This is a genomic window from Desulfobaccales bacterium (assembly GCA_041648175.1).
Taxonomy (GTDB): Bacteria; Desulfobacterota; Desulfobaccia; order Desulfobaccales; family 0-14-0-80-60-11; genus 0-14-0-80-60-11.
Genome location: JBAZPO010000009.1, coordinates 1 through 12,170, shown reverse-complemented (window position 1 = coordinate 12,170; position 12,170 = coordinate 1). Strand labels below are relative to the sequence as shown.

At 53.9% G+C, this 12,170-nt stretch carries 11 protein-coding genes and 1 riboswitch; of the genes, 5 read left to right on the top strand and 6 right to left on the bottom strand.

The window, feature by feature from the left end:
• The first annotated feature begins 28 nt into the window (after positions 1–28).
• Together WC600_09870 and nagZ are read left to right on the top strand one after the other, a co-directional pair.
• Positions 29–733 (top strand): (Fe-S)-binding protein, encoded by a 705-nt coding sequence (locus WC600_09870; GenBank protein MFA4903041.1) that lies wholly within the window; start codon positions 29–31, stop codon positions 731–733.
• Positions 734–772: 39 nt separating this feature from the next.
• Complete coding sequence (gene nagZ / locus WC600_09865) at positions 773–1,819, top strand: beta-N-acetylhexosaminidase (protein MFA4903040.1); 1,047 nt, start codon at positions 773–775, stop codon at positions 1,817–1,819.
• Between the two features lie 638 nt (positions 1,820–2,457).
• Here the strand turns inward: nagZ and WC600_09860 are convergent.
• From WC600_09860 to WC600_09845, 4 genes are all read right to left on the bottom strand, one after another.
• Positions 2,458–3,450 carry a glycosyltransferase family 9 protein gene (locus WC600_09860; protein ID MFA4903039.1) on the bottom strand — a complete coding sequence of 331 codons (993 nt, stop codon included), beginning with the start codon at positions 3,448–3,450 and terminating at the stop codon, positions 2,458–2,460.
• 213 nt (positions 3,451–3,663) lie between these two features.
• On the bottom strand, positions 3,664–4,053 hold the full coding sequence (locus WC600_09855; GenBank protein ID MFA4903038.1) for a DUF1622 domain-containing protein: 390 nt from the start codon (positions 4,051–4,053) through the stop codon (positions 3,664–3,666).
• Between the two features lie 175 nt (positions 4,054–4,228).
• Positions 4,229–4,846 (bottom strand): hypothetical protein, encoded by a 618-nt coding sequence (locus tag WC600_09850; protein MFA4903037.1) that lies wholly within the window; start codon positions 4,844–4,846, stop codon positions 4,229–4,231.
• A 7-nt stretch (positions 4,847–4,853) separates the two neighbouring features.
• A complete protein-coding gene (locus tag WC600_09845) occupies positions 4,854–5,588 on the bottom strand; it encodes a 4Fe-4S dicluster domain-containing protein (GenBank protein ID MFA4903036.1) in 735 nt (244 codons plus the stop codon).
• Between the two features lie 321 nt (positions 5,589–5,909).
• On the opposite strand from WC600_09845, the gene WC600_09840 reads away from it, so the two are divergent.
• Positions 5,910–7,133, top strand: a complete 1,224-nt coding sequence (locus WC600_09840) for a glycosyltransferase family 87 protein (protein ID MFA4903035.1) — start codon at positions 5,910–5,912, stop codon at positions 7,131–7,133.
• A 13-nt stretch (positions 7,134–7,146) separates the two neighbouring features.
• On the opposite strand, the gene WC600_09835 is transcribed toward WC600_09840, so the two are convergent.
• A complete protein-coding gene (locus WC600_09835; GenBank protein MFA4903034.1) occupies positions 7,147–8,568 on the bottom strand; it encodes an NAD(P)/FAD-dependent oxidoreductase in 1,422 nt (473 codons plus the stop codon).
• A gap of 113 nt (positions 8,569–8,681) precedes the next feature.
• Positions 8,682–10,007 carry a hypothetical protein gene (locus WC600_09830; GenBank protein ID MFA4903033.1) on the bottom strand — a complete coding sequence of 442 codons (1,326 nt, stop codon included), beginning with the start codon at positions 10,005–10,007 and terminating at the stop codon, positions 8,682–8,684.
• Between the two features lie 248 nt (positions 10,008–10,255).
• Positions 10,256–10,340, top strand: a riboswitch (cyclic di-GMP riboswitch).
• A 146-nt stretch (positions 10,341–10,486) separates the two neighbouring features.
• Between WC600_09830 and WC600_09825 the strand changes: the two genes are divergently transcribed.
• Together WC600_09825 and cpaB are read left to right on the top strand one after the other, a co-directional pair.
• A complete protein-coding gene (locus WC600_09825; GenBank protein ID MFA4903032.1) occupies positions 10,487–10,663 on the top strand; it encodes a Flp family type IVb pilin in 177 nt (58 codons plus the stop codon).
• A gap of 518 nt (positions 10,664–11,181) precedes the next feature.
• Positions 11,182–11,988, top strand: a complete 807-nt coding sequence (cpaB, locus tag WC600_09820) for a Flp pilus assembly protein CpaB (GenBank protein MFA4903031.1) — start codon at positions 11,182–11,184, stop codon at positions 11,986–11,988.
• Positions 11,989–12,170: the final 182 nt, after the last annotated feature.

Here is a 12,170-nt window from a genome sequence, read left to right as displayed (position 1 = left end):
TGATAAAAGAGCGATGGGAGGAGTTGGATTGGGTTTAATCAAGCTCTTCATACCCTGCTTCCTGGACCAGAGTGCGCCCGGCGTGGCTAACGCGGTGACCAAACTTCTGGATCGCCTGAACGTTCCCTGGGAATACCCGGAGGACCAGACCTGCTGCGGCCAGTTTGCCTGGACCGCGGGAGATACGGCCACGGCCCGGAGGCTCATGCGCCATTTTCTCCGGGTCTTTGCCGGAGACGAGACTATCGTCTGCCCCAGCGCCTCCTGCACTTATCTGGTGCGGCACTGTTTCCCCGAGCTGGCCGAAGGCCTTAAGGAACGCCGGGCCGTGGAGTCCCTGGCGGCCCGGGTTCTGGAATTAAGCGAGTGGCTGGTTAAGGCGGGGCCGTTCCCCTTGCGCCCCCGGTTTGAGGGATCTCTGGTCCTGCACCAGTCTTGTAAGGCCAGGCAGTTGGAGGTCTTGGCGTGCGCCCGGGAGGTCTTGTCCACGGTAAAGGGTTTGGAGGTGCTGACGGTTTCACCTTATTACACCTGCTGCGGCTTTGGCGGGACGTTCAGTCTGATGCAGCCTGAACTTTCCCGGGAGATCGGCGAGGCCTACCTGGCTGCTGTGGCAGCCACGGGCGCATCGGGGCTGGTGTCTTTGGATTATAGCTGTCTCCTGCATTTACAGGGGCTGGGGGTTCCGGCAGCCCGAAAGTTGAATTTTTATTATCTGGCGGAGCTCCTCTAGGCGAGCTGATCATCCACAAAAGTGAACTGGGGAGATTAAATGGCCATTGATAAAGCGGCGAAGACCGATCACCCGGCGTTTTGGGGGCAACTTCTCATGGTGGGAATTCCCGGCCCCCGGATGGACGCGGTGGCCCGTGAACTAATCCGGGACCTGAAGGTGGGGGGCGTGATCCTCTTTGCCCGCAATATTGAGAACCCCGAGCAGGTTTGGGAGTTGAACCGGGATTTGCAACACGAGGCCATGGCCGCGACAGGGCGGCCGCTTTTGATCGCGGTGGATCAGGAGGGGGGGCGGGTCCAGCGCCTGAAAGAGCCTTTTACGATCATCCCGCCAGCCCGGACGTTGGGGACGACCAAGACCCCCAAGGACGTGGCGCGCCTGGCCCGGCACGTGGCCCGGGAACTGTCTCTGGTGGGGATCAATGTTAACCTGGCTCCGGTCCTGGATGTGCCGCGCTCACCACGCTGCCCCCTGTGGGATCGGGCTTACGGCAGGGACCCGGAGCACGTGGCCCGCTATGCACTCGCGGCCATTAAGGGGTATATGTCCGGCGGGATCATTCCGGTGGCCAAACATTTTCCGGGCCTGGGGGACACCGGGGTGGACTCCCACGAAGTTCTGCCTCTGGCCCAATCAGGCGATGCCGAACGCGTTGTAGACCTGCTCCCTTTCAAGCAGGTGGTGGCCGCGGGGGTGCCCATGGTGATGACCGCGCACCTAAAGGTGCCAGAGTGGGATGAGCGCCCGGCGACGCTCTCGCCGGTAGCTTTGCAGGAGCGGCTCAGGGGGCGTCTGGGGTTTAAGGGGGTGATTATCACCGACGACCTGGAGATGGGGGCCATCGCCACCCGGCTGCCGGCACCTCACGGAGCCAAAGAAGCCCTGGCCGCGGGGGCCGATTTGCTGCTCATCTGCAACAACTGGGAGGCTGCGTGGGAGACTGCGCGTCTTTTGGCAACGGAGACGGCCTTAATTGAGCGGGGCCGGGAGGCGGCAGCACGTCTAGGTGTGCTGCGGGAGACTTTGTCTGCCCGGCAATCGGAGTTAAAGACGGTGCGGGCATACTTTGGCGGCGGGAGCTGACGGTCAGCGGCGAACGCACCGGATACCGGTAAATTATACCGTTTGCCCTAAATTTATGCCGCTGGCTGATTTTTAAATCCCCCTAAATCCCCCTTTTTCAAAGGGGGATTTTATAAGTAATTCCTTATAGTTCACCCCTTTAACAAAGGGGGTTAGGGGGGATTTAGGGTGTTAAAGTATCTCCTAATTACGGAAAAAACTTTTGGCAAACGCTATATGAGGGTCGGGGCAAGCTATCCGGCCCAATTTTTTTTGCATATTGAGGGAGTCCGGCTAAGAAGAGGGCAAAAATATAATGGCCGGGAGGGGGGCCCGGCCATTTGGAGAAAGGAGAAATTGGTATAGGGTATTTTCGGGGGTAACCTGCTTTAAGATAGATGCAGGAATAGTGCCAAACAGCGGCAAAAGCCGCTAACCCACTACTGACAAGGGTCTTTTGAGACCGGAGGAAGTGGCGAGCCTGAATTTAGTTCAAATTATTGTACGGGTCAGGCTAACAAAATTGTCTGCCGCGGGGCTTCCCGATGGGAAACTAAGGCCATTACCCGCCCAAAGCGGCTGACCAAAAATTTTAACCGGTTTGAGTGAAGCAATAAAGGAAGCACCCTGGGGCAAAATTTCTTAACCCGTCTTGCCGCCTATCGGGCTTGGGCCGATAAGAGGGGCGCCGCCGCGGCCAGGACCGTTTCCGGCAAGAGCGCTTCCAGACAGTAGGGTTCCGGACAGGGAATGGTGCGGCCCTCGGCGCACGGGGCCTGGGGACAAGACGCGGATAGAACATGGACCTGCGGCCCCAGCGGCGCCCAGACCCGGGGATCGGTGGGGCCGAAGAGGGCAAGAACATCAGGGCCTGCCACCGCTGCGGCCAGGTGGGTCAGGCCGCTATCGTTGCCCAGATATAGCCGGCAGCGGGATAAAACCCGGGCTACCCGGGCCAGGGGGCGGTTCGCCAGGAGAATATGGCACTGGGCTTGAGCCAGGGCTTCCAGATACGGCAGCGCAGCTTCCTCCGCCGGACCGGTCAGCCATACTACTTTTAGAGAAAACTGCCAGGCCAGGGTCCGGCTGACTTCATAGTAGTGGGACAGAGGCCAGTTCTTGCGAGCCTGACCACTCCCCGGGGCCAGCGCCAGCCAGGGACCGGGGCCGGGAAGCTCGATCGGTTCATCCACCGGACTGTCACCTGCCACCAGTTGAAACGGCGCGGGCACATACTGAAGCCCTAACGCGGCGAGATGGCGGGCCTGGAGGGCCGCCACCGCGTCCGTGCCGGTTTCCGGAAAGGAGGGAAGCCAGTGGACCAATGGAATTCCGGCCCGGTGTATCCGGTCCTGAAGGGTGGTTTGGGGTCTGGGACTGAAGATCAGAGCCAACTGGAACCGGGCCAGGCGCTCCCGAATCCCGGGGGGCAAAGCCCCATTACCGAACAAGGGGGCCCACATGGCCTCGCTGCTGTTCCACACCTCATCCAGAGGCAGGCTCTTGGCCAGCAAGCTCCAGCGCTCCGGATAGCCCAGAGCGGTGATCCGAGCCCCGGGATAATGGCGGCTGACGGCTGCCAGGGCCGGACCGGCCAGCAGCAGATCCCCCAAGGCCCCCTGGTGCCAGATGAGAATTTTAGTTATTGCCAACGAAGACAATCTCAGTAGATAAGGCCTTGGTTAATATGCCTGCATTGCATCGGAACCAATTATACTCATTGCCAAAAGTTTTTTCTATCCACCCCTCACCCTAGCCCTCTCCCACAAGGGGAGAGGGGATAATAAGGAAAGAACTTTTGGCAATCGCTATATCCAGGCAAGGCATGATTCATAGGAAACGCAGCGTCAGACAATGATTGAACTTCATTTTGAGCCGTTATCAGTGAGGCTTTTTTGCCAGGGCCAGCGACCGGTGATCTCCAGTTCCAGAGAAAAACTCAGAAAGGTGCGGATGACCACCAAGAGGGCCAAAATCCCCAGGTCTTGAAAAGTCGGGCCGATCGCCACCGTGCCGACGATATCGGAAGCAATGAGAAATTCCAAACCCAGCAAAACGGCTTTGCCGAAATCGCTGCGAAATCTCCGGTAACAAGCCTCGAGGCTGCCCTCTTGGATAATTCGCCAGATAAAGATGAGGGTGGTGGTGATAGCGCCCACCACGATAATGCCGATGGCAATGGATTCGATGCCCACCGCGACCCATTTTATGGATTGATCGAAGCCTTCAAAACCCCTGCCCGCGCCCACCATCATTAATACCGTTTTCCGTTTGACGTTTTTGGTTTTTCGTTTAAATACCTCGAAAATGCAAATATTACAAATTATGCCCGGTTTTTTTAAGTGGACCTGGGCGGCATTGTCTAGGAAAGCTTATCGGATTATTCTCGGATTCTCATAAAAACCGCAGCATCGCCGGACAGACGGCAGCTTAATGCGGCAATGCCTCAGCCAAGCGCTGGGCCGTGCGAGTGCTGAACTGCCGGGGGGTTTCGGCTGCTTCGGCAAGCAGGGTCAGGATATCCTGATAGAGCTGCCGGTTCAGATCACGTTCTGCACCCCGACCGGCCAGCAATTCGAGGATGGACTCGGTGATCTCCGGTTCGGTTTCCAACTCGGCCAGAAATTCCTGGGCCTTGGCCGGCTCCACTTCATGGAGCAATACCGCGGCCAGGACCACTTTGGGATCGCCCCCTTCGGCTTTGAGCAAATCTTGGGCGAATTGCACGCCCTGGGCGGTCCGGTCCCAGGCCGCCTGGTTTCCCTCCAGATGAGACTTGACCATCTCGGCGAGTAAATCCCTGAAATTCTGAGCCGCTTTTTTGGCCCGCACCAGGTCCGGCACGCACTTTTCGGCGTATTGACACCATTCGGCGCAGCCCAGCTCGATTTTGGGGTTGTAGAACATATGCCCGCACCAGGCGCAGCGGCGCCGGGTGTCATCTTTAAAGAACTCGATTTCCGCCCCACATTTGGGGCATTCCGCCACAAAGATATCATCGGGCTTCCAGTAGCGGGTATCCTGGCCGGGGCATTTCATCTGTTCCATGGCGACCTCATTTTCCCTTGATCTTCTGCTGTTGGAGGACCTGGCCGGTGGTGCCCAGGGTGCAGATGGTCACCGGCAGGTTTTTGCCCGAGGCCTCCAGGGCCTGGCGGACGATTTGAACCAGTCCGAAGCAGCACGGCACCTCCATATTGACAATGGAAATCTCCCGGATGTCGTTTTCTTTCAGGATGGCGGTGAGCTTGGCCACGTGCTCCGGGACATCGTCGAATTTGGGGCAGCCGCAGACCATGGCCTTGCCCTCCAGATAGCGGGAATGGAAATCTGCGGTGGCAAAGGGAGCGCAGTCGGCCGCCACCAAAAGGCTGGCCCCTTTGAGGAAGGGGGCCTTGGGCGTCACCAGACGCAGCTTGATGGGCCAATGAGATAACGCCGAGGTTTCGGCGCCGGGGACTTTCTCGCGAGCTTCCCGCTTAAATTGCTGCATACGGCTGCCCGGACAGGCGAAGACCTCTCCCGCCGGTTCCGGGGCCGGAGCCGGAGCGTCCGGATGCGGGGCCCCAGGCGCCGGACCCTCAAACTCGTCGGCATCCCGGGTCTCGATGATCAGGGCTCCCTGGGGACACTCCCCCAGGCAGGCTCCCAAACCGTCACAGAACCGATCCTCCAGCAACTGCGCCTTGCCGTCCACGATTTGAATGGCCCCTTCGGCGCACGATGGCACGCACATGCCGCAGCCATCACACTTGTCTTGATCTATCCGGATGATTTGTCTTTTTGCCATTTGTCTGCTTCCTTTGTGGCGCAGGCGTCCCCGCCTGCGATCCTAATAGTTTCCGGTGCAATCAGGTTCCCTGTTAGCATTCGGGATCAACAAATTCGCCTCATCAACTGATTAGATTTTAACCATGAAGATTGGCAAAACCATGACGTAAGTCAATGGTTGGCCAGAATTCTTAAGGCGAGAAGAAAACATATGGGGGGAATCTGTGCTATCATGGGTCTCCGCAAGAAAAATTGGCTCCAAAATTAAGGAATATATGTTTGGGACTGAACTTGGGATGGGAGGTTTTAAACCATCTTTACTGCATAGTGGAGAAATATTTTGAGCTGGCATGAGGGCGAGCGGGCTACGGTGATAGGAGGCCTTGTCCTGGCTGGGGTCTTTTTAGCACTTTATATTCTCTTAGTCTCCTCCTTGTGGGATTTTTCCACACTCAGAACCTCCACTGGACTACCGTTAGCTGCGGATTTTTCCAATTTCTGGGCGGCTTCCAAGCTTGCCCTGGCGGGAAAACCGGCCCTCGCCTATAATATTAATGATCTGCATGAGTTAGAACTACAACTCTTGGGGTCAGCGCATCGCCATTTGAGCGGATTTTATTATCCCCCTGTTTTCCTCCTGATGGCTCTTCCTTTAGGTCTTTTGCCTTACCTTCTATCGTTCTCAATATGGATTGGCGTTACGTTACTCTTATATATGATCGTATTATCCAAGATCAGTCCACATAAAATTTTTTTACCTTTAATTTTGTTGTTCCCAGGAATATACGAGAATTTTATATATGGACAAAACGCCTTTCTGTCAGGTTTTTTCTTAGGTAGCGGACTATTACTTTTGAATAGTTCACCATTATTGGCAGGATGTTTAATCGGTTTCCTGTGTTATAAACCACAATTTATCATGCTTGTTCTCTTTGCCTTACTGGTGGGTCGTTTTTGGAAGACATTAATAGCCGCGCTTGCGACGTCTTTAATGCTAATGTTCGCTAGCTACATAGTATTCGGCCATGAAGTATGGCATACATATTTCACGGTAATGTCTTTACCGATGAAGCTGCTGGAAATAGGTTGGGCGCCCTGGAGCATCATGCCGACCTTTTTTGCCGCGACTCTGTCTGCAGGGTTCGATGCTAAGGCCGCTTATCTGGTTCAGGGCATGGTGATGCTGGTGGTAATCGGCGGGGTAGCCTGGGTGTGGATGAGCAAGACCAACCTGGCCCTACGGGGGTCGGTTTTGACCCTGAGCCTCCTTATGTTCACTCCGTATGCCTTTATTCACGAACTCGCCTTAATGGCGCTCCCCCTTGGCTGGCTCTGGGAAGATGGCCGGGTGAGAGGAAGGCTGCCGGGGGAACTCATTCTTTTATTGTGCGGCTGGCTGATGCCTTTCACCGTGTCTTTGATGTGGGATAGCGTTAATATATTGAACGGGAAATTACAGATTGGCCCTCCGGTTTTAATGGCGCTCTTTCTTTTCGCCCTGATCAAAGCTAAAATGCGGACCTTGACTCCGAGAAAAATCTCCCCGGAAGCAAGCCAGGCTTAAACAGAAAGCTTCTTTAAGGTATGGCTTTCTCGGCTTTTTCCTCAAGATATTCGCCCTCGGAATTTACCGACCAGGGATCAATATCCTCACCTAGCATGCGCCGGGCCGCCAGAATGCCGGTCATCATGGAATGGTCCATGTTGTTATAGCGAAATTGACCATATCTGCCGATGCAATAGAGATTGGAAAATTGAGACAGCCAACCTCTGATTACCGCTAGATGCTTCTCGTATGCGTCTTCATACATGGGATAAGCCTTGGCATAGCGCACAACAAAGCCATCGAGCCAATCTTCCTGATTATAAAAACCTAAGTGGGATAAATCTTGCCGGGCTTTTCCGATGAGTTCGGCATCAGGTAAATTCCACAATTCATCCTCTTCAAAACAAAAATATTCGAAGCCCACCGAACTATGGTCGCCGGCCGGCGCCATGGCGGGACTCCAATTCTTATACAACTGCAAACGCCCCGCCGTCACCTCCGGGCTATGCAGGTAGATCCAATTATCGGGCAAGGCGACGCTTCTCTTGAAAAGCAAATTAACCGTGATAATGGAGCGATATCGAAGAGCCCGAGCCGCGTTCAAGACCTCATCAGGGGGTGAAGGAGACATGCGTTGAACCAGGTCAGTGATAGGCATGCTGGAAAAACAATGAGAACAATTTAATAACTCCCCTCCTCCCCCATTGCGCGTGAGGAGAGCAGTTACCTGATGGTGAGCGTGGCGGACTTCCACTACTTCCAAACCCTTGCGGACCTCGCCGCCATTGCTGTGGAGACGCGACGCCATGGCTTCATACATTTGGCCGGGACCCAAGCGGGGATAGTGAAAATTATCAATAAGGCTTGCCACCTTCGAGCTATTTTTCAGGCCTACGGCATTGATTAGGGCGCGGCCCAAGGATAGGTTGCGGATGCGTTGCGCCGCCCAATCGGCGCTCAATACCGTACAGGGAACACCCCAGACTTTTTCGGTATAGGTTTTGAAAAAAATGTTGAATAGAACCCGGCCGAATCGGTTGGAGACCCAATCATCAAAACTTATTTCAGGTTTGGTCGGAAAGACCTGGGACTTGAGATAGCTTATAACAATTTTTAGGGATTCGGCTGCTCCCAGGCCGGCTAAAGCATTCGCGACTTTCAGAGGATAGTTAAAGAATTTGCCACGGTAATAGATACGCGACACCCTGGGACGCACGAGAAATTGATCTCCTAGCGTTTTTTCCCATATGGTCTGGATTTCCCGGTTCTTGGTAAAAAATCGGTGTCCTCCGATATCACACCTGAAACCTTTGTATGTCACCGTCTTACAGAGGCCGCCCATCTGCTTATCTTTTTCTAACAGCAAACATGGAATCTTCCGTTCTGCCAGGGTGGTGGCGGCAGAAATTCCGGCTGGGCCCCCACCAATAATCACGGGATACAAAGATGACATGTATTGTTCTCCAAGATAAGAATCCTCTTATCTCATCTTAACTTGCCGAAAGTGCAAACTTTGCGAAACCCAAAATTTAATCTCATTTAATCGCTCGCAAAAAGTCCTCCTTCTTAAGAAACAAAATAGCTTTGACAGGCCCGGTCCAGATGTTCCGGCGTCAGGCGGGGAGGAATCTGGTGATAGCGGGAATAATCCAGAATCTTCTCCATCAGATCCCGGGGATGGCAGGCCGTCAGGGGATGCTGGCCGCCATCATAATACGTGGCCAGCAGGTACTCGACCACGTTCGGGTCAAACTCCATCTGGTATTGAGTGCAGCAGCGACGAAAAATCTCCACGAACTGGTCTCGATTTACATTTTCCACCTTAACCTTGGAGCGTAAGCGCCGCAGAAAGGCGTCATCCACCAGGGTCCGAGGTTCCAGATTGGTGGCAAAGACAATAAATAGATCAAAGGGAATGGCGATCTTCTGGCCGGTGCGCAGGTGAAGGAAATCCTGGCGATTCTCCAGGGGGATAATCCAGCGATTGAGCAATTCCTGGGGTGACAGGCGCTGGCGACCGAAGTCGTCTACAATGAACAAGCCATTGTTGGCCTTTAATTGCAAGGGAGCCTCATAATACTTGAGGGCGGGATTATAGGCCAGATCCAGCATGTCCAGGGTAAGTTCGCCCCCCACAACCACCGTCGGCCGATGGCACCGTACCCACCTGCGGTCTTCCCTATCCGCCCCGGGGACTTCCTTCTGGACGGGGGAGTGGATCATTTCATCCCACACCTGAATCACCTGGCCAGCTACATAGATGGCATAAGGGACCAAGATATTGTCATCCCAAATCTTGCCTAACTGGAGGGAGATGACAGTTTTACCGTTACCGGAAGGACCATAGAGAAACAAGGGGTTACCGCTTACGGCAGCCACTCCCAATTGGTCTATAATCTCGGGAGCCAGTACCAACCCCTGGAAGGACCGCTGGAGATGACCTGGGGTGACCTCCACCTGCCTGATGCTTTGTTGATTGACCTGGCGCCAGTATTCTTCCAACGTTACCGGCACCGGACCGGTGTAGGCATCATATTCCAATAACTGGCCAGCCCGCTTTTTCCCACCTTCGGTCAGAGTATGCCGGTGAGCCAGACTCAGCGCACTAACCACCGGGCTTAAGGGGTCGGGGCCCCGCATCTCCACATATTTTTCTTTTTTCAGGTAATCCAGCACCTTCGAGATGATACTGGCGGACACCTTCAGTCGTTCCACCAGATCTCCCAGGATAAAAACGTCCAAAAAGAAACAGTGCTTCAAGGCCAGCTGGGCCAAAAAGATCGGCGGCAAGCCCAATTCCTCTAATGACTGGGGCAAATTGGTACTGTTCGCCCCCTTCCTGCTCTCTACCGGTGAGAATGAGGAGTTGACATCGAGCCTGGTCTGGTCCATTGAATCCTCCACTAACTATGTTATTCGACCACTCCGGCCATAACTTAAATCTTAAGGTCAATTCTTCCGGCCCCAAGCATCTGTTCTGACCAACATAGCCTTATCCCCGTCTTTTTTGACGCCGCCTTTTGGGATGACCAGCCAAGAGTGGCGCGCAATGAAGCCGGCGCCGGGATTTTACAGCTTTCCTAAAAGATTCTTAAAGTTTCAAATGATGATGCCGATACACATATCAGAGATTTCCACGCCACCGAAAAAGGCAAACTCCACCGAAAGGTGAGGACGTAAAGTCTCCGACCTACAGCCTGGGGCCAGGGAAGCGGGACTGCCGAAGCGAAGGGTTAGGCCAAATGGTAGTTATGGAACCATACTGGCCAGAAACAGGAGGTGAGGAGCAAAAGGACCGTCCGAAGACGACACAGGCAAAAAATTACGTAATTGAGTTTTTTTCCCATCACTTAAAGGAAAGGAGAACCAAAATGCAAACCTATTTCCAGAAAACCATGACTTTCCTCCGGGATGAAGAAGGCGCCTCTGCCATCGAGTACGCCCTGTTGGTGGGCTTGATCGCGGTAGCTATTGTGGCGGCTGTGACTGCTCTGGGCACGAAGGTCGCCAGCACTTTCTCAAAAGCGACGACCGCTTTAGGGACGTAAGCCTTTTGTTACGTTTCCGGAATTTGGGCCGCGGCCTCAAGGCTGCGGCCCTCTCTTCCTTGGAAATTAAACTTCCCGGGTTTAAAGAAAAGGTGGCCGGCGGGAAGGTTTTGGTTTAATAATATATTGGGTAGAGTATAACCCAATCCAGGGCACTAAAGAGGTGGTAGCATTCAGGTGGCATCTCTTTTGCTGAACCATGGAGATAAACGAGAAAATACCTTAAATCACGCAATAAACCCATGATTTTCATCCAGGGTGAGGGCGATGCCCCTGTCATTGAAATGCCTTATTAATCTTTCTCATGGTTTTAGAAATGTGTTGGTAGTGGACAGTGTTATAGGAGAGGGTCTCCAAGTCCTCAATGTCATTTGTGGCTATTTAGCATAGTGGAACTCTTGCTGGCTGAGCCGGGATGCAGCGTCTTTGAGAAGATAAATTGCTGCCAGAAATGGCGGAACTTCTGAGATCGAAATGTGGATGGAAGAATCGCGACCCTATACAAGGAGTAAAGCATAATGCGTCAACTCCCTGGTTGGATATGGTTGCTCGTGGCTTTTATTTGCGCCAGCCTAGCCACCTACGTGTTTTTTGTATTGGTGAAGCGAGAGCCTGCCGTTCCCGTCGTTAAAGAAAAAACCAGTCTTGTGGTGGTGGCCACAACTCAGGTAGACCCGGCCAGTTCCCTGAATGCGGCGCAACTCAAGACGGAAGTCTGGCACCAAGAAAACCCCCCGCAAGGCTCCTTTGGGAACATACAAGAGTTGTTGGGACGAGTTACCGCCACATCTTTGTCGCCTGGCGAACTCGTTACGGAAAACAAACTTACTCCTAGAGGAACGATTCCGGGCCTCTCTGCACTGCTGAGCCCCGACCAACGGGCCATGACCGTAAAAGTGGACGAAGTCTCCGGGGTGGCTGGGTTCCCCGTAATTGGAGACCGGGTGGACGTGATGGTAACTGTGGATAAAGGTGAATACGATAAAGACCCCATCTCCAAGATACTCTTCCAGAATCTGAAAGTCTTGGGCGCAGATCAAAGGATGGAGTCTCGCCCAGGCGATAAACCTCTGATAGTGCGCACAGTGACCCTGGAAGTCAGCCCGGAAGAGGGAGAACGCCTGGCCTTGGCCGCTCAGGAACAACACATCTCCCTGGTGCTGCGCGGCCGAGGGGATCAAAAACTGGTGCGAACCACGGGGGTGGATACTGCAACGCTCCTTGGTTTACCGTCAAAGGCAAACAAAACGGTTCCCCCAGTTGCTCTACCTCGTCGAACGGTAGATGTGATCCGAGGTCTACAACGCTCACCCGTAGAGTTTTGAAGAGTCGACCCAAAGACCTGCTCGTCATTAGGATCGAAAACAGCGATGCCTATTCATTTTAGTATTTTTTTTCATGATCCAGCAAACCAGGAATACCTTCGTCAAATTATTGATGCTTCCGGTAACGGGCAATTGGTGGATAGTCAAGACCTGAATCATCTGCCTATTCAGGCAGTGAACGG